This window comes from Streptomyces sp. NBC_00344 (genome assembly GCF_036088315.1).
Classification (GTDB): domain Bacteria; phylum Actinomycetota; class Actinomycetes; order Streptomycetales; family Streptomycetaceae; genus Streptomyces.
Map to the genome: position 1 here is coordinate 2,241,189 of NZ_CP107996.1, position 18,510 is coordinate 2,259,698.

The following is an 18,510-nucleotide window of genomic DNA, read 5'->3' on the forward strand; positions in this document are numbered from 1 at the left end:
TCCGGGAGGAGCCCGGGGCGGTTGTCCACAGGGGGGCCGTGCAGTCGTATCTGATACGGGAATGCCGGCCGCACAGCCTGCGTTCTATCCCGTGCGATGTCCCGGGGCCGGGCCCCGGGACTCCTCGCGTACCGGGAAAAGCAGGAATCAGCAGAGGAGCACACAGACATGTCGGGCACTGTGACGATGTACAGCACCACATGGTGCGGTTACTGCCGTCGGCTGAAGGGCCAGATGGACCGCGAGGGCATTGCGTACACCGAGGTCAACATCGAGCACGACGCCGACTCCGCGGCCTTCGTCGAGAAGGCGAACGGCGGCAACCAGACCGTTCCGACCCTGCTGATCGTGGCCCCCTCCGGCACCGAGTCGGTCATGACGAACCCTTCACTGGCCCAGGTGAAGCAGGCCCTCGCCGCCTGATCCCGCCCCCGGGCCAACCGCGCGCCGCCCGGCCCCTCACCCGGCCGGGCTGCCGCAGATCCCCGGGGCAGGCAGCCAGTCCGCACCCGAGAGCCGTGTGCGTTCGGCCTCCAGCTGTCCCAGCGGCGCATCCGCCAGAGTCCGGTCCGGGGCGCTCAGGAACTGCAGGACCGCGTGCTGGAAGGCATCTCGCAGGGTCGGCGGCATGGTGTCGGATGCGTCGAAGCACAGCAGGCGGGCCGGCGTTCCTTCGGTGCCCCCGGTGAGCGTCGCCGCGACCCGTTCGCCGATCCGGTCGTCCGGCCGCGGGTCGGACGCACTGGGGAAGTTCGGCTTCAGCACCTGCGTGGCCTGCTTCATCCAGATGGTGCGGCCCCTGGTCCCCGACAGCCGGCTCAGCAGCGTGGTAGCCGCGGGGCTGTCGCGGAACACCGCGGCCATGTCCGCGGACACCTCATAGGCGTCCTTGTTCTTGTGCAGCGCGGGGATCGTGCCGGCGGAGGGCTCGAAGCCGGTGTCCGGTCCGTAGAGATAGCGGATGAAGGAGCCTTCGTGTTCCTGGGTGCAGGTGCCGGAATCGAGCAGCCCGGTGCCGCCCTTCCCTTCGTACGGGGTGTCCAGTGCGCTCTGTCCGTCCTGGCCCGCGATCAGCGATGCCCAGGTCCGCCAGGCGTCCTTCATCGCGTCGCTGGTCCAGGGGAGCCGGCCGGTGGCCCACTGCTCGTACACCTGCGGGCCCGACCGGTGCAGCAGGATGTCCTCGATCCAGTCGGTGCCAGGCCAGCCCGTGGTGGCCTGCGAGCTCATGCCCAGGCACCAGGTGTGCGGTTCGGCCGGCTGCGACGCCTTGCTCCAGACCAGACTCTTGAGGTCCACCTTCAGCGGGACCCAGTAGGTGTGCCGGCTGCCGTGGACGACCAGCTCCGGTGCCCACGGCGGGTACGCCTTGCTCTCCAGTTCCCCGGTGAGGGGGGTCAGGGCGCCCTGGCGGGCGTATTCAGCCAGCTCGCCCTGGCTGTTGAGGATCGCCACGTCCGGTGGCGCGTCCGCCTCCAGCTGCGCGACCAGGGTCTCCCGGAGGGAGCGGGTGCCCTGGTACGTGTAGATGTACGGGGTGCCGTCGTCGAGCAGATCCAGGGTCTTGGTGAAAGCGGCCGCCTCGTCCCCGGTCCACGGGCCGAGCACGACGACGGTCTGTCTGCCCTGCCCCGTGCAGCCCCCGCTCAGTGCGGCGAGCACGAGCAGCGACGCGGACAGCAGCGCGCGCAGCACCGGCCGGGCGGGACGCTTGCGGAGGTCACGGATCACTGGAAGTCCTCTCTGCCCGGCACCCGTACGTAGTCACGCCGGTAGGCGAGCAGCGCCCAGCCCGTGGTCCCCGCGCTCAGCAGCCCGACGGGCAGGACGAATCCCGTCACCGATGCCCACCCGTCGCTGTGCACCCGGTGCATGGAGTCCTCGATCCGCTGCTCGAGTGCGCCGATGGGGTCCGTTGCGGCGGATCCGGTGTCCTTCGCGTCCGCCGCGCTCACCGCGTTCACCGCGGCCAGATCTCCCTCGACGGTGCGCCGTACCGCTGCCTGGCCCTGGTGCGCCTGCACCGTCCCCCACACCAGCACCGGCAGTGTCAGCAACGGCAGTGCGGCTGCCGCGAGCGGAAGGCTCAGCAGCCGGAATCTGATCCGCAGGAAGTTCAGCGTCCTGACGAGCCCGATCGCGAGCAGGACGAACGCCGCGCCGGAGACCGCGGCGAGGACCATGGGGCCTGTCCCCCAGCCCGCCTCGTCGTCGAGGTCCGAGCGCAGGCTGCGCTCCAGGGAGTCGATGCGGTCCTGGATGGTGGTCGCCTCATAGCCCCGCGCGGTCGATTCGGTGCACCGCGCGGTGGGCAATGTGTCCCCGGTCGTCTCGCAGAGCATGCTCAGCGCGTACAGCAGATAGGCACTGCTCAGGGTGGGATCGGCCCTGCTGCGGTCGGCCCTGCCGACATAGTCGTTGTAGTCGATGACCAGTCCCGACACCACCTGCAGACTCTGCCGTTGCGCCGCACTCAGCGCCCGGGCCTGTGCGACCTTGTTGAGGTTCTGGGTGGTCCGGGTGATCAGGCCCCGGTAGTTCTGGTCCAGGCCGACCAGCGCCGGTCCGCTGAGCGCCGATTCGGCCTCCTGCTGCGCCTGCGCCAGCGAGACCTCGGCCCGGGTCAGATCCACCAGAGCGGGGCCGGTGTGCCGGCTGACGCGCGCCGAGTCGCCGTGTACCCCCGCGTAGGAGAGCGACAGCGTGCCGAACGCGATCACAGCCAGCAGCGGCAGAACGACGAGCCGCTCGCGGAGGAAGGCCGGTGTGTCTCCCTCCGGCACCGGCGCCAGGCAGAGGTACCGGCGGAGCAGGGCGACCGCCCGCCGCAGCCGTTGTCCGGTGTCCGCCGGGAGGCCCCTCATCGGGGCCAGACCGTGCGGCTGGTCCGGATCCTGGCGGCTTCGACGTCGAACGGCCGGATGCGCGGCAGGAGTTCGGCCCCGCCGTCGTCGCCGGGGCTGATCAGTTTCCGCAGATGGTTCTGCATGACCGTGTCACCCACCTGCACAGCGAGCCGCCACGCGGCCGCGAAGGCCCCGCGGGCGGTTTCGGCGTCCTCGATCCGGAGAGCGGCGCAGCCCTCCTCGAAGACACGGACCAGCTCTTCCTGGTGCAGGAAGTGACCGACCGCCGGGTGCATCCTGCTGTAGAGGCCGTGATCGCCCGACCAGCGCACCATCACCGGCTCGGAGGGCGGCAGGGCGACCGGCGGCCCGGCGGTGTCGTCACGCACCAGTTCCACCTCGGTGAGCATCTGCTCGGTGCCCGGGGGCTCTCCGTTGTAGGGGGCGGTGAGCGACAGCAGGTACGAACGGGTTTCCGCACCCCAGGGCGCGGTCGCGAACTCCCGCGCATAGGACGTCTCGGCCACCGCACCCAGCGGCAGCCTGGTCGGGTGGACCTGGCCTATGGAGCGCAGTTCGACGCCTTCGCGTGCGTAGAGGCGAAGCCGCAGACCGGTGAGGTCCCGGTCGGCTGCCTCGCGGGTCAGAGTGCGCAACTCCTCGGTGAGCAGGTCGAGTCGTTCGACGGCGTGCGCGGTGCCGTGCAGCCTCCCGGTGATGAGCAGCAGCTCCTCGGTGGCCCAGCCCTCGCCCATACCGATGGCATCGCAGGTGAACTCCCCTGCGCAGGCGTCGAGATGCCCGGCCAGCTCGTCGGGCGATTCATAGCCGGTCTCGTTCCTTCCGTCGGTGAGCAGCAGCGCATGGCGGACGAATCCCTCTCCGGCGGCGGGCAGCTGGGCGAAGAGCCCGCGGGCGTACGCAAGCCAGCCGCCTATCGCGGTGCCGCCGCCGGGGTGGCAGGCGCGCAGGGCTGCCTCCGCCGCTCCCCGGGTCGTGGCGTCGGCGACGGCGAGCGCGCCGTGCCCCGCCGACGGCGCCGGATAGATGGCGCCGGCCCGGTCACGGCCCGCGACGACCGCGAAGCGGGTGCCGTCGGGCAGGGCCCGTACGGCCGCGGCCGCGGCGTCCCTGGCTGCCGCCATCCGGGCCGGCGGGTTGACCATCGAGGAGGAGTGGTCGATGAGGAACACCACCGCATGACGGGATCCGGCGTCCTGCCCGGCGGTTCCGGCGTCCCGGTCACGCCGCACTGTCACCGTGACCACGGCGTACATCCTCGCTTCGCTCCCCTCGTCGGGGACCGGGAGCTCGGCGGTCTGGCTCACTTCGGCGAGGACCGTGAACCCAGCCCGTCCCGGAGTATCCGCCGGTACCTCTTCCCCAGCCATGGGCGTCTCCTGTCGTGGCGGAAACCCAGCGGGCGGACCTTGTTGGCCCGGTCGATGAGCGCTTCCGCGATCTCGTTGCTGTCCGGCAGATCCGAGCGCCTGGCCTGGCCGGCCAGCCCGCGGTAGAGCAGCGAGAGCGTCTCCTCCAGCTCCTTGAGGTCCGCGGGGGCGGTGAGCCGCTCGTCGAGACCCGCGGTGAGTTCGGAGAGCTTCCGGAACGGGGTGCGTTCCAGGACGGTCTCCCAGAGTTCCGTCTCCATCCTCCGGCGGGCCCGGGGGTCGGTCAGTCCGTGCTCGTGGAAGAGCGGCCCCAGCCGGTGCAGGGCATCCCTCAGCGCCTCGTCGTCGGGTGCCAGCGGACTGCGCGCCCTGGCCGCCTCGATCCGGACGATGGCCGTCCGTGCCGCGGTCAGATGACGTGAATGTGCGGGAACGAGTTCGAGCGCGGTCAGCGCGTCGGTCAGCCCTCGCACCTCGACGGACGCCAGCCGGACCCTCGCATAGCCGAAGGCGGCGCCGCCGAGCGAGTGGTTGCGCCTGCGCACCGCGTCGTAGAACTCGAGTGCCTGCGGCCATTCCCGCTGGACCTCCGCGCAGTAGCCGAGGGCGAGTTTGGGCGCGTACTCGCCCGGGATGGCCCGGTAGATGCCGTCGAAACGGCCGCGGGCCCCCGCGATGTCCCCGCCGGCCAGGGCGAGCAGCCCCAGATGCCAGTCGATCCGCCAGTCGTGCGGGGCCCAGCGGGGGTCGATGGAGCGCCGGGCGCGGCTCACTTCCGCGTACGCCGGCCGCAGCGCTTCGGTGTGCCGGTCGGCGACCCCGAGCGCCATGTGCAGCCGGCAGCGGAGCAGATGGAGCTCGGTGGACGAGTCCCAGCCGCCGATCCGCTGGAGCAGCGCGGTCGCGTCGTCGTCCGCGAGGCGGTCCAGACGGGGCGCGTTGAGGTCGTAGGGGTCGGTCTTCGGTACCGGGAGCCCGCAGGCCATCTCACCCGGCTCGGGCGGCACAAGCCCCGGTGAGGCCGGGGCGAATGCTCCGCCCGCCCAGCTGCTGAGGGGAGGCGGTGACCCGATCGCGCCGTCCAGGGCATGGGCGGACTGGACGAAGAGCGGGGAGGGCTCGAAGGACTCCTGCTCCGTCCTGAGCGAGCGCAGTTCACGCAGCACCCCGCGGAGCTGGAGCGCCATCTCGTCGGCGGTGGCGAATCTGGCCCTGCGGTCCTCGTGGGTGGCCCGCGCCAGGACCCTGCGCAGCGACTCGGGGCCCAGGCCCCGGGCGCGCGGCGCCGCCGCGCTGAGTTCGCGCAGGGTCACCCCGAGGCTGTACAGGTCGTCCTGGAAACGGGTCTCGCCGTGGCCGCCGACACCCGGCGCCCGGTAGTCACCGGTGGTCGGGCCCTCGGACCGCTCCTGGCGGACGCTCCCCACGTCGACGATCTTTATCCCGGTGCCGCAGTGCATGACGTTGTGCGGCTTGAGGTCGCCGTAGACCTTCCCCTTCTGCCGGTGCAGATAGCCGAGGGCGTGCAGGATGCGGATGCCGTAAGCGAGTACGAACTCGTGGAACCGCACCCCGCCGAACGCGTCGGGGTCCTGCACGACGCGCGCTCTGACCTCCTCCAGGGTGAGCCCGTCGGCGTATTCGAGGACCAGGAACTCCCCTGCGGGCTCGTGCCGGCCGTAGTTGAACACCCTGATGATGTCCGGGTGGTTGAGGCCGACGAGCTCCTGGCGTTCGCTGCTCATCACCTTCTCGTTGAGTCTGATCAGCTCCCGTTGCTCGCTGCTCATCGCGCGCCCTTCGCGCGGGTGAAGGATCTTGATGGCCACCGGGCGCTTCTCCAGCCGGAGGTCCTCGGCCAGATACACCTCGCCCATCCCCCCGTAGCCGACCTTCCTGATCACCCGGTACTGGCCGGCGAGCGTGCGGTCGGGGCCGAGACCGAGGCCCCGCAGCCCCTCGGAACCCGCGGGCGGCGCGATGGGCTGCGCCGGACGCACTTCGGGGAGGACGAGCGGGTCGTCATCCCTGTCCTGGGAGGGAAGCAGCACCCGGGCCCCGGCGGGGGCGGGGTGCGGCGTCCCTGGTGCGGAGTCCGCCGGGCGGGCCGCCGGGGCGCGAGAGCCCGCGTGACGGCCGGTGGCGAAGTCCACGCGGCTGCCGGTGCGCTGGCAGAAGCCGCCTGGGGTGACCCGGCTTCCGCAGTCCGGGTGCGGGCACGGGGTCAACGGTCCGCGTCCTCTGCGCAGGCGTCGCCGGCCGCGCGCGTCCCACCGGTGCCCGGCCCGTCGTCGAGAATCCGGTGCACGGTCCGCAGAAACGCCTCGACCGCACGCTCGGTCTCCGCCAGGTCACTGGGCCCTTCGGTCAGCAGCCGCTGGGCGGCGCTGTAGTGGCGGACCGCTTCGGGGTGCTCGTCCCGCCGGTGGGCGCCGAGCCGGGCCTGCGCGACGCCGAGCAGCCCACGCAGCCGCAGCACGGCGTCCAGCGTGTTCCGCAGTCCGCGCTCGATCCGTGCGGCCCGGAGCAGCAGTTCCTCCACCGCCTGTTCGGCCTGCGACAGCTTCTGCAGAATGTCCGGGCCGTCCTGTCGCTGTTCGGCGGCCAGCTGGACCGTCCACAGCTGTGCGTCGGCGCCGCGCGCGGTGGGCGGTACGGGCAGCGGCGTGACCCGTGGGGCCAGCCTCCGGTGCAGATCCCGGATGCTGCGCTCGGTCTCCGAGAGACGGTCGGCCCGTTCGCCGAGCCGCGCGAGCCACTCCAGGGTGCGGCCCGGCGGGAGCAGGTTCCCGGTGAGCTCGGGCTGCGGACCGTGCAGTACGAGGAGGAGTCTGGCTCCCCGGTCCGCCAGGCGGCGCAGCAGTTCGCCCACCTGCTCGGGTGCCGCCGCAGCCCGGTCGGGCGCGAAGACCGCGATGGACGAGAGCGGCCGGGGCGGCTGCGGGTCCAGGGCCTGCGCCAGTTCTTCGTGGGTCATCCCCGCGGCGGGGACGGCGAGGCCGATGCTGCCGGGTCTGGGCACCGTCCCGTCGTCGGAGAGCCTCGTCCCGGCGGTGGAGAGACCCGGGGAGCGTTCCCGGTCGGCCAGGCTGAGGGTGGTGCGCAGCGCGACCGCGGCTTCCCGGTCGTCCTCTCGCACGAAGACGGTCTCGATGTCCCAGGTGCCGCCCTCGCCGTGCAGCCAGCGGGTGAGGATGCGCTGGAGTCCGAGCGGTCGGCCGGTCCGTGCCGTGCCCGGAGCGACCAGGAGGCCCTCGGGGATGACCGGAAGGCCCTTGGTGTGCCGTTCGGCGACCAGCCGGAGGTGACCTGCGACGGTCGCTCCGGGGATCATGTAGAAGTGGAAGAACGGGTGTCCCGCCGTCTGCGCGTCGTAGACGGCGACCATGATGCCGAGCAGCCGGCCGGTCCTGGCCTCGGTGACACCGGCCCCGCTGAACCCGCCCGCGTCCTGCTCGTGGAAGTCGACCGGGTTGATCTGCACCCACTCGTCACCGTGCCCGCCGGGCCCCTTGAGGACCGCGTCCACCCAGAGGCCGCCCGAGCGGTCCTTGGGGAATCCGTCGATCGTCACCTCGGTGCCGTAGGGAACCGGGTCGCGGTCGAACACCACCGGCGAGGCCACCGGCGCGGGAGCGGTGAGCCGCAGCAGCGCGAGATCGCCCTCGTCGTTGCCGTAGCGCTCCACCCAGTGGCCGGGGACGACGGCGGCACTGCGCCATTCGCCCTTCAAGTGGCCGCCCAGCAAGGGGAATTCGACCCGGACCCGGGCAGTCGCGCCCGGGATGACATGGGCGCAGGTCAGCACCAGGTCCGTGCCGAGCAGAACACCTGCGCCCAGCAGCTTCCCCGGCTCGCGTCCGGGCAGCTCGTCGCGCAGCCGTAATCGCCAACCCTGTTGATCCACAAGCTTGTTGAGATGTTCCCGCGCCCCCTCCATGCTTCCCCAGAGTAGGCGTACCGGGGGACAATGGGACCCGGGCTGCACGAGGGGGACCAATGGAGAACGGGACGGACGAGCCGTCCGGGGTGGGTCTGGCCGAACTGATCAGCCAGGTCCGCGCCGAGCTGGAAGAGGCACAGCAGCGCATCGGAGGCAGCAGACTGCGTCTCGGTGTGCAGAAGGTGGGTCTGGAGGTCACGGTCCAGGTGACCCGGGAGTTCGGCGGCTCGGGGAAGCTGCGGCTGGGCGTGGTCACCGCCGGCGGCAGCGGTTCGCTGACCCGCGAGAACACCCACCGCATCAATGTCGAGCTGGCGATCCTCGACGAGGAGGACCGGCCGAAGTGGATCGATGTGAAGCGCAAGGACGGCCCCGGGGTACCGCCGGCCGGCTGACGGCACCCGAGGCGTTCCCGGTCAGTCGAGCGGCTTCGGAAGCGGCTTTCCGTACCAGAGTTCCACCAGCCGGGCGGCGATCGAGATGCCTGCCGGGGGGAGCACCTCCCCGGACTCGATCGCGGTCCGCAGGTCGTCCCTCGAGAACCAGCGCGCCTCGCTGATCTCCTCGCCGTCCACGTTGATCTCGAACGTGGTGGCACGCGCCATGAAGCCCAGCATCAGGCTGGAGGGGAAGGGCCAGGGCTGGCTGGCGACGTACTGCACCGGGCCGACGGTGATGCCGGCTTCCTCGAGTACCTCGCGCGCCACCGACTGCTCGATGGACTCACCAGGTTCGACGAAGCCGGCGAGTGTGGAGAACCTGCCCTCCGGCCAGTGCACCTGGCGGCCGAGCAGCGCCCGGTCGTGCTCGTCGGTGACCAGCATGATCACCGCAGGGTCGGTCCGCGGGTAGTGCTCGGCGCCGCATGCCTGGCAGCGCCGGATGTGGCCTGCCGCCGCGATGACCGTGCGCTCGCCGCACCGCGAGCAGAAGCGGTGCAGTCGCTGCCAGTTCTCCAGCGCCACGGCATGCACCAGCAGACCCGCGTCGCGCGGCGAGAGCAGCAGCCCCGCCTCGCGCAGCCCGGCCGGGCGTGCCGACTGGTCCATCCGGCCGGGAAGAACGTCCTTCTGGAGCGCGAAGTAGCACACGCCCTCCTGGTCCGTTCCGAGGAAGTAGCGGTGCTCCTCGGTGAGCGGCGCCTCGAAGGAGGGGGTCATCAGCAGTTCGGTGCGGCCGTCGGGGGTCTCGTCGATCAGGGCCTGGCCGCCGGACACCACGAAGACCCGGGTCGTCGGATGGCTCCAGGCCGCCGCGAGCCACGCCTCGTCGAGACGGTGGTGGGCGGCGCGGTCGATACCGCTCGCGGCCGTCAGACCGATCGGCCGGTGCGGATCTCCTGCGGCGTGGATCTCGGCGGCCGGGCCGGCCGCTTCGGCTCCACCGGTGTTCCCTCCGGTGGGACTGTCTCCCGCGGCGCTGTCTCCGGTGGCATTGCTGAAGGTGCTCACAGCTGCTTCCAACTCCCCCTCGTGGCTGTTGATTCGGTGCGTCGTACTCATCGCGGGGCCGCGGCCAGCTCACCCCAGAGATAGGCGCTGGTCTCCACGCCCTTGAGGAGCAGGTCGAGTTCGACCTTCTCGTTGGGCGCGTGCCAGCCGTCGGACGGTACGGAGATGCCCAGGAAGAGCACCGGCGCTCCCAGCACGTCCTGCAGATCGGCCGCCGGGCCCGAGCCGCCTTCCCGGGTGAAGCGGATCTTCTCGCCGAACGCGCGGCCCATGGCCCGTACGACGGACTGCAGAGCGGGATGGTCCAGCGGGGTCAGACATGGCCTGGTGCCCGCGCTGAAGGTGATCTCGTGGTGGATGCCGGCCGGCACCCTGGCGGCTGTCCACTCGGTGACCAGCCGCTCGACACGGGCCGGGTCCTGCCCCGCGACCAGCCGGAACGACAGCTTCACCATCGCGGACGACGGGATGATCGTCTTGCCGCCCGGGCCCTGGTAACCGCCGCCGATGCCGTTGACCTCGGCGGTCGGGCGGGCCCAGATCCGCTCGAGGGTGGTGTGGCCCTGTTCACCGGCGGCGGCCCGTGACTTGGCGGTGTCCAGCCACTCGGCCTCGTCGAAGGGCAGTTCGGAGAAGAGCGCTCGTTCCTCGGCGGTGAGCTCGGCTATGCCGTCGTAGAAGCCGGGGATGGTGATGCGTCCCCCGTCGTCGTGCAACGCGGCGACCAGTCCGGCCACCGCGGTCGCCGGGTTGGGGACGGCGCCGCCGAACGAACCCGAGTGGATGTCCTGGCCCGGTCCGTGCAGGGTGATCTCGCATTCGGCGAGACCGCGCATTCCGGTGCACACCGTGGGCGTCGTCTCCGACCACATTCCGGTGTCCGAGACGATCACGGTGTCGGCCGCGAGGCGCTCCGCGTGCTCCTCCACGAGCGCGCGGAAGTGCGGGGAGCCGGACTCCTCCTCGCCCTCGATCAGCAGTTTCAGGTTCACGGCGGGGGCGGTACGGCCGGTGGCGGCGAGGTGCGCCCGTACGCCGAGTGTGTGGAAGAACACCTGGCCCTTGTCGTCGGCCGCGCCCCTTCCGTACATCCGGCCGTCCTTGATCACCGGATCGAACGGGTCGGTGTGCCAGCCGTCCTCGACAGCCGCGGGCTGTACGTCGTGGTGGCCGTAGACCAGGACGGTGGGCGCGTTCTCCTCACCGGACGGCCATTCGGCGAAGACGGCTGGGGCCCCCGGCGTATCCAGGATCTCCGTGACCGGGAAGCCGGTCTCCTTGAGCTTGGCGGCCAGCCAGTCCGCGCTGCGGCGTACGTCCACGTCGTGGTCCGGCTGTGCGGACACGGAGGGAATGCGCAGCCAGTCAGCGAGGTCTTCGAGGAAGGGCCCGCGGTGCTGCTCCAGGTACGTACGGACGGCGCTGTCCGGGGTGTCGCTCATGCCGTCGAGCCTAACCGGCCGGAAGGGGTGGCCGGCCGGGAGGTTCACCCAGCAGGATGCGCTCCAGCTCCTCCCGGTCCGGCAGGCCGGTGGGCCGGATCAATTCTCCGGTGCGGACGTAGAGGAAGGCGGCGGTGACGTCGGTCAGCGGAAGGCCGTGCTGCTCGGCCCAGGCCAGCCGGTAGACGGCGAGCTGCAGCGGATCCGCGGTGTGGGCGTGGTGGGTCTTCCAGTCGACGATCTCGTAGGTGTGCTGCGAGGTGCGGTACACCGCGTCCATCCGGCCACGGATCAGCCGGCCGGCCAGGCGGAGCGTGAAGGGCGCCTCGATGCGGTGGGGGGTGCGGCGGGCGTACGGGGTGCGCTCGAACGCCTCCTTGAGCGCGGCGAGATCCCGCTCGTCGGCGATCTCCGGTTCGTCGTCGTCTCCGCCGGGGAGCTCGTCCGGTCCCAGCATGGGCAGCGGCAGTTCCTCGAAGCGGGACTCCACCCAGGCATGGAAGCGGGTGCCGCGGCGGGCAGCCGGCTGCGGGGGATGCGGCATGGGGCGGGCCAGTTCCTGGGCGAAACCGTCGGGGTCGGCGGCGAGGCGCAGCAGCTGGGTGGCGGTGAGGGTGGGCGGCACCGGGACGTCGCGGACGGTGCTTCTGGCGCGGACGAGTTCGGCGGTGAGGGCATCGAGGTCGCGGTCCCAGGAGGCGATGGCCCGGGCGTCCTCGGGAGTGAGCGGATGGACACGGGCGCCGGGCTCCTCGGTGCCGGGGACCGCGCGGGCATGCGGGATGCCCGCATGGCGCGGTCCGGCCGCGCCCGGGCTGCTCCCCCGGCCGGCGGCGTCCTCGTGGCCCGGGTCCGGCCCGGAAGCGAGCCCGTCGATGCCGGCCAGCACGAGGTCGGCCGCTGCCCGCCGACGGGCCAGTGACGTCTCGTCCAGGGGCAGCGGCCAGGCGTGATCGGCGGCCCCCTGCCGCAGCGCGGGATTCTCCTCTCCGTCCTCCGGCGGGTCCGCCCAGACCTCGGTCTCACCGAAGCCCGCCGCACAGTGTTCGTTCAGCGCGAGCAGGAAGGCGGAAGGGCCTCGGGGCCGTTTCTGGGTGGGGCCCCACCAGTGGCCGGAGCCGAGCAGCAGCGAGCGGGGCCGGGTGAAGGTGACGTACCCCAGGCGCAGCTCCTCGGTGTGCTGGTGGGACTTCATCGCCGTCTTGAAAGCGGTGAGCCCCTTCGCGTCCCAGGTGCCGACATCGGGCAGTGTCGCCGCGTCACCGCGCAGCGCGTGCGGCAGCACCTTGGACTGCGCCGTCCACACCTCGCGGGACTGCTCACCGGGGAACTGCCTGGCCACCAGGCCGGGGACCGCGACCACATCCCACTCCAGGCCCTTGGACTTGTGCGCGGTGAGGACCTTCACCGTGTTCTCGCCACCCGGCAGCGCGTTGTCCAGGCCCTTCTCGTACTGGGCGGCCGTGCGCAGAAAGCTCAGGAAGGCCAGCAGACCGGCCTCGCCGTCCAGCGACGCGAAACCGGCCGCGGTGTCCAGGAAGCCGGACAGCGTCTCACGGCGCCGGGCGGCCAGCGCATGCGGCGAAGCGGAGAGTTCGACCTCCAGGCCGGTGGTGGCGAGTACCCGGTGGAGCACATCCATCAACGGGTCGGCCAGGGAGCGCCGCAGCTCACGCAGTTCGGCGGCGAGACGGGCGAAACGGACCCTGGCGTCGGAGGAGAACGGCAGTCCTTCGTCCGCTCCTGCGGTGTCCAGGAAGGTGTCCAGCGCGTCGGCGAGGGAGACCACCTCGGCCGGGTCGACCCCTTCGACGGCCTCCGCGAGCCGCCGGTCCGGGTCCTCGTCCCCGGTTCGCTCGTACCGTACGAGCTGCCGGGCCCGGCGGCCGAGCAGAGCCAGGTCACGGGGGCCGATCCGCCAGCGCGGGCCGGTCAGCAGCCGCACCAGAGAGGCGTTCGCGCCCGGATCCTGGAGGACCTCGCAGACCGCCACCAGATCGGCGACCTCCGGCAGGTGGAGCAGCCCGGACAGGCCCACCACCTCGACCGGCACGTCCCGGTCCACCAGTGCGCCCTGGATCTGCGCGAAGTCGCCCGCCGTGCGGCAGAGCACCGCGATCTCGGCCGGCTCCTTGCCGGTACGCACCAGATGGGCGATCGAGTCGGCGAGCCAGCCGATCTCCTCCTCATGCGTGCGCAGCAGGGCGCACCGCACCATGCCGTCCCGTTCGGCGCCCGGTGCCGGCCGCAGCGCCTGTACTCCCGCGTGCATCGAGCGCAGGGGTGCGGCGAGGCCGTTGGCCAGGTCGAGGAGGCGGCCGCCGCTGCGGCGGTTCTCGCTGAGCGAGAAGCGGACGGCGGGGGCGCCGTCCTGGTGGGGGAAGTGCTCGGGGAAGTCGTCGAGGTTGGCGACGGACGCGCCGCGCCAGCCGTAGATCGCCTGGCAGGGGTCTCCGACCGCGGTCACGGCATGGCCCGTGCCGGAGCCGAAGAGACCGGAGAGCAGCAGCCGCTGGGCGACCGATGTGTCCTGGTACTCGTCGAGCAGCACCACCCGGAACTCGTCCCGCAGCAGGGTGCCGACCTCCGGCCTGGTCAGTGCCAGCTCCGCGGAGAGGGCGATCTGGTCACCGAAGTCCAGCAGGTCCCGGCTGCGTTTGGCTTCGCGGTAGCGGTCCACCAGGTCGAGGAGTTCACGGCGGGCCGCAGCGGCCTCCGGGATCCTGCGCAGTTCGGCGTTGGAGAGCTTCACACCGTCCAGGGTGTGCAGCAGCCGGGTGTCGTGAGCCCGCAGCCGGCCGGGTGGTACGAGGTGCTCGGCCAGCTCGCCGTCCAGCGCCAGCAGATCGCTGACCAGTGTGGAGAAGGACCGGGTCAGTGCCGGGTAGGGGCCGGGTGCCTCCCTGAGCACCCGCGCCGCCAGCTGATAGCGGGTGGCGTCGGCGAGCAGCCTGGCGCTGGGTTCGAGGCCTATCCGCAGCCCGTGATCGGTCAGCAGCTGTCCGGCGAAGGCATGGTAGGTCGAGATGCGCGGCTCGCCCGGAGAGTAGTAGGGGTCGGCGCTCTGCGCCGTCGCCGGGAGGCGGCCGGGTGACGAAGGGGACGAGGCGGGCTGGTCCGGGTCGGTCACCCCGGCCCGCACCAGCGCCTTGCGCACCCGCTCCGCGAGTTCGCCGGCCGCCTTGTTGGTGAAGGTGAGACCCAGCACCTGCTCGGGCGCGACCTGCCCGGTGCCCACCAGCCACACCACGCGCGCGGCCATCACCGTGGTCTTCCCCGATCCGGCCCCGGCGACGATGACCTGCGGGGCGGGCGGTGCCGTGATGCAGGCCGTCTGCTCCGGGGTGAAGGGGATACCCAGGAGCTCCTTGAGCTGCTCGGGATCGGTGATGCGCGGGGTCACCTGGAGAGGCTAACGGCGCGCACCGACAACCACGTCACTCGACGATGTGACGTCCCTCGGGCAGGGCACTGCACGAGGCGCGGAACGCACAGTGTGTGCAGTGGCTGCCGGTGGTGGGGGTGAAGCGCTCGTCGAGCACCTTCCCGGCAGCGGTGGCCAGCAGATCCCCGACCCACTCCCCCGCCAGTGGCTGCTGGGCCTGGATCTTCGGGAGCGTGTCGCCGCCCTCCTTGACCGCCGCGGCCTGCCGCAGCTGGACGAGTTCGGCACCCGCGGGTGCCGGGCGCCGGCCGCCGAAGGCCTCGTCGACCGCGCCCTCACGTACCGCGAGCTGGTAGACGGCGAGCTGGGGGTGGCGGGCGACCTCGTCCTTCGTGGGGGCCGCCTTGCCGGTCTTGAAGTCGACGACGTACGCACGGCCGTCCGCGTCCTGCTCGACCCGGTCCATGGAACCCCGGATCCGTACCTCGTACTCCCCCGCTTCCAGGGTCACGTCGAAATCGTGCTCGGTGGCGGCCACGGTGCGCCCGGCACGGTCCATCACATGCCAGCGCAGGAAGCGCTCCAGCGCCACCCGGGCGTGTTCCTTCTCCTGGCCCGACTTCCAGGGGGCGTCGAAGGCGAGCGAGTCCCAGACCGTGTCGAGCCGCTCCATCAGAACGGCCAGGTCGGCGGGGGTACGCCCGGACGCCACCTCGTCGGCGAGCACGTGCACCACGTTGCCGAAGCCCTGGGCGGCGGTCGACGGTGCGTCCGCCTTCACCTCGCGGCCCAGGAACCACTGCAGCGAGCAGGTGTTGACCAGTTGGTCCAGGGCGCTGCCGGAGAGGGCGACCGGCTGGTCCCGGTCGCGCAGCGGGACCTTGCTCCGGGTCGGCTCGTACAGCCCCCACCAGCGGTAGGGGTGGGCCGCGGGCACCAGCGGCTGGCCCTCCTCGTCGGCCAGCGCGGCGAGCCTGGCGAGCCGGTGTGCGGCGGCCTCGCGCAGCGCGGGTGTCGACTGCGGATCGACCACGGAGGCGCGCAGCTCGGCGACGAGCGGGGCGACGGCGAGTGGCCTGCGCGGCCGCCCGGTGACGTCCCTGGGCTCCACGCCGAGCTCGTTGAGGAAACGCGACGGCTGGTCGCCGTCGTCGGCCGGCGCCTTGACGGCGGTGACGACCAGGCGGTCACGGGCGCGGGTCGCCGCGACGTAGAAGAGCCTGCGTTCCTCGGCGAGCAGCGCGCCGGGGGTCAGGGGTTCGGCCAGTCCGTCACGGCCGATCCGGTCGGCCTCCAGCAGCGAGCCGCGCCGGCGCAGATCCGGCCACAGCCCCTCCTGCACTCCCGCGACGACGACCAGGCCCCACTCGAGGCCCTTGGCCCGGTGCGCGGTCATCAGCCGTACGGCGTCGGGCCGAACGGTCCGACGGGAGAGCGTGTCGGCCGCGATGTCCTGCGCGTCGAGCTCCTCGAGGAAGTTCAGCGCGCCTCGTCCGCCGGTGCGTTCCTCGGCCCGGGCGGCGGTGTCGAAGAGCGCGCAGACGGCGTCGAGATCCCGGTCGGCGTTGCGGCCCCCGGCACCGCCGCGCAGTGCGGCGCGCTCCAGGCGCCTGGGCCAGCCGGTGCCGTCCCAGAGTTCCCAGAGGGCCTGCTCGGCGGTGCCGCCGTTCTCCAGCACCCCGCGGGCGGCCCGCAGCAGGGCACCGAGCCGCTGCGCGCCCCTGGCGTACGCGGGATCGTGCACCACAAGCCGCTCGGGCTCGGCGAGCGCCCGGGCGAGCAGCTCGTCGGAAGGAGCGGGCAGCGGATTGCCGCCGGCCCGCTCCTCGTCGCGCAGCGCACGCCCCAGACGGCGCAGGTCGGCGGCGTCCATGCCACCGAGGGGAGAGACGAGGAGACTGAGCGCGGTGTCGGTGCGGAGCCAGTGGTCGCGACCGGCCGGTTCCCCGGAACCGGTGCTGTCCGCCCCGGCGCCGTCCCGCAGCGGAACCCCCGGTTCGCCGGTCCCCGTAGCCGGCTCCGGGCCGTCCTGCGCACCAGCCGGAGCCCGCAAAGCCGCACCGGCGACCGCTCGCAGCGCCGTCAGCAGCGGTGTCACGGCCGGTTCATGGCGCAGGGCGACATCGTCACCCGCGATGTCCAGGGGCACGCCCGCCGATGTGAGCGCCCGCCGTACCGCGGGAATGGTCCGGCCACCGGCCCGGACCAGGACGGCCATGTCCTTCCACGGCACGCCCTCCTCGAGATGGGCCCGGCGCAGGATGTCGGCGATGTTGTCGAGCTCGGTGCCCGCTGTGGGGTAGGTGTACGCCTCCACCCGGCCGCCGGCCCGCACGGCCGACAGGTCACGGTGGGCCCGCACCTTGTCGGCGGGCAGCCGGGGCAGCGGCATCCGCTGGGTCAGCAGCCGGGTGGCGGACAGCAGGAGGGCGGAGGAGCGGCGCGACGTGGTGAGCACCTCGACCCGTGCAGCGGCGCCGTCGCTCCGCGGAAAGGCGTCCGGGAAGTCCAGGATGCCGCCGACGTCCGCCCCCCGGAAGGCATAGATCGACTGGTCGGGGTCGCCGAAGGCGACCAGCGTGCGGCCGCCGCCCGCCAGCGCACGCAGGAGACGGACCTGCGCCGGGTCGGTGTCCTGGTACTCGTCCACGAAAACCGCGTCGTAGCGCAGGTCCAGCCGCTCGGCCAGCGGTACCGCTCGATGCACCAGCTCGGCGTAGTCGAGGACACCCTGGGCGTCGAGCACGTCCAGGTACTCGGCCAGGAAGCCGGCCGCCGCACCCCAGTCGGGACGTCCGGTGCGCCGCGCGAACGCGGCCAGCGTGTCCGGGCCGAGGCCCAGCTCCCGGCTGCGGGCGAGCACCGCGCGCACCTCGTCGGCGAATCCCCGGGTGGTCAGGCAGGCACGCAGTTCGTCCGGCCACCGGATGTGGCCGAGCTCCAGCTGCCCGGCCAGCAGCTCGCGCACCGCCACGTCCTGCTCGGGCCCCGAGAGCAGCCGCAGCGGCTCGGCGAAGAGATCCGTGTCCTGGTGGGCGCGGATCAGGGCATAGCAGAACGAGTGGAAGGTGGTCGCCTGCGGCACCCCGCCCGTGCGCCGCCCCGCCGCGCCGCTGCCGGGGTGCGCGGCGCTCCCGCCCCCTTCGATCCGCACGGCCATCCGGTCGCGCAGTTCCACCGCCGCCTTCCGGCTGAAGGTGAGAACCAGGATCCGGTCCGGGTCCGTCCCTTCGGCGATGCGCCGGGCCACCGCCTCCACCAGCGTGGTCGATTTCCCGGTACCCGGGCCGGCCAGGACCAGCAGAGGCCCGCCCGCGTGGTCAACCACCGCACGCTGCCGCGCGTCCAGTACGGGTGGATCAACGGTGCCCGGTGGGGTGCGCACCAGCCGGTACGCGCCAGGGGGCCGTTGCCTTACCCGGTGGAAAGTGGAGGAGCTCACGTGGATCGCCGGTCCTGGGGGTGTGCGTGGGTGTGCGGGTGAGGGGTGCGGGAGCGGAGGTGCGTCCGCGGTGTCCCGCCGACGCTACGCCTGCCGGCGGCGGTGCTGCAGCCGGTCCGCCTGCTGCCCCGGCGGGTCCCCCGTACGGTCCTCAGACCACCCGTGTGGCCGCCGAATGGCGGAAGCTGTCAGACATGAGCACCGTCGCCGCCGTCCCACCGCGCCCGCCGCATGTCCAGGCGCGGTATGTGGCCGCCGGCTTCGCGGGCGGCCCGGGACGCCTCCTTCAGAGGGGTGGATTCCGTGCGGTAGTGCGCCAGCGCGCGGAGTTCGCTGCCGGGCAGCAGCGTGCCGTCCGCGCGCACCACGCGCCACCAGGGGGCCACCCCGCCGTAGAGCGCCATCACCCTCCCCACCTGACGCGGGCCGCCTTCGCCGAGCCATTCCGCGACGTCCCCATAGGTCATGACGCGGCCCGGCGGGATGCTGTCCGCAACCTCGAGGACCCGTTCCGCGTACTCCGGCAGTTCGGCCGGTTCGGCACTCATCCGACCCATCCTGCACCACACGTCGGACAACACGCCGAGGGGTGCACGGAACGGCCGGTTAA

The 18,510-nt window shown here is 72.3% G+C and carries 12 protein-coding genes; 2 read left to right on the forward strand and 10 right to left on the reverse strand.

The window, feature by feature from the left end; translation table 11 throughout:
• The first annotated feature begins 168 nt into the window (after positions 1-168).
• Entirely contained in the window at positions 169-423 is a 255-nt protein-coding gene (locus OHS16_RS09990; RefSeq protein WP_328536819.1) for a glutaredoxin domain-containing protein, read from the forward strand.
• Between the two features lie 36 nt (positions 424-459).
• Here the strand turns inward: OHS16_RS09990 and OHS16_RS09995 are convergent, their stop codons facing one another.
• From OHS16_RS09995 to OHS16_RS10015, 5 genes are all read right to left on the reverse strand, one after another.
• On the reverse strand, positions 460-1,731 hold the full coding sequence (locus OHS16_RS09995; protein WP_328536820.1) for an extracellular solute-binding protein: 1,272 nt from the start codon (positions 1,729-1,731) through the stop codon (positions 460-462).
• Positions 1,728-2,864, reverse strand: a complete 1,137-nt coding sequence (locus tag OHS16_RS10000) for a hypothetical protein (RefSeq protein ID WP_328536821.1) — start codon at positions 2,862-2,864, stop codon at positions 1,728-1,730. Before OHS16_RS10000 ends, OHS16_RS09995 begins: the two co-directional genes overlap by 4 nt.
• On the reverse strand, positions 2,861-4,237 hold the full coding sequence (locus tag OHS16_RS10005) for a VWA domain-containing protein (protein ID WP_328536822.1): 1,377 nt from the start codon (positions 4,235-4,237) through the stop codon (positions 2,861-2,863). Before OHS16_RS10005 ends, OHS16_RS10000 begins: the two co-directional genes overlap by 4 nt.
• On the reverse strand, positions 4,171-6,390 hold the full coding sequence (locus OHS16_RS10010) for a serine/threonine protein kinase (RefSeq protein WP_328536823.1): 2,220 nt from the start codon (positions 6,388-6,390) through the stop codon (positions 4,171-4,173). The genes OHS16_RS10005 and OHS16_RS10010 overlap by 67 nt, the downstream gene beginning before the upstream one ends.
• A 71-nt stretch (positions 6,391-6,461) precedes the next feature.
• A complete protein-coding gene (locus OHS16_RS10015; protein WP_328536824.1) occupies positions 6,462-8,177 on the reverse strand; it encodes a S1 family peptidase in 1,716 nt (571 codons plus the stop codon).
• Positions 8,178-8,236: 59 nt separating this feature from the next.
• Here OHS16_RS10015 and OHS16_RS10020 point away from each other — a divergent pair, with 59 nt between their 5' ends.
• On the forward strand, positions 8,237-8,575 hold the full coding sequence (locus OHS16_RS10020) for a trypco2 family protein (RefSeq protein WP_328536825.1): 339 nt from the start codon (positions 8,237-8,239) through the stop codon (positions 8,573-8,575).
• A gap of 21 nt (positions 8,576-8,596) precedes the next feature.
• On the opposite strand, the gene nudC is transcribed toward OHS16_RS10020, so the two are convergent.
• The 5 genes from nudC to OHS16_RS10045 all read right to left on the reverse strand — a co-directional run bounded on the left by nudC (position 8,597) and on the right by OHS16_RS10045 (position 18,457).
• A complete protein-coding gene (nudC, locus tag OHS16_RS10025) occupies positions 8,597-9,532 on the reverse strand; it encodes an NAD(+) diphosphatase (RefSeq protein ID WP_328540786.1) in 936 nt (311 codons plus the stop codon).
• Positions 9,533-9,678: 146 nt separating this feature from the next.
• A complete protein-coding gene (locus OHS16_RS10030) occupies positions 9,679-11,073 on the reverse strand; it encodes a dipeptidase (protein ID WP_328536826.1) in 1,395 nt (464 codons plus the stop codon).
• 10 nt (positions 11,074-11,083) lie between these two features.
• Complete coding sequence (locus tag OHS16_RS10035) at positions 11,084-14,476, reverse strand: UvrD-helicase domain-containing protein (RefSeq protein WP_328536827.1); 3,393 nt, start codon at positions 14,474-14,476, stop codon at positions 11,084-11,086.
• Between the two features lie 34 nt (positions 14,477-14,510).
• On the reverse strand, positions 14,511-17,906 hold the full coding sequence (locus OHS16_RS10040; protein WP_443042756.1) for an ATP-dependent helicase: 3,396 nt from the start codon (positions 17,904-17,906) through the stop codon (positions 14,511-14,513).
• 182 nt (positions 17,907-18,088) lie between these two features.
• Complete coding sequence (locus OHS16_RS10045; RefSeq protein ID WP_328536829.1) at positions 18,089-18,457, reverse strand: MGMT family protein; 369 nt, start codon at positions 18,455-18,457, stop codon at positions 18,089-18,091.
• Between the last annotated feature and the right edge of the window lie 53 nt (positions 18,458-18,510).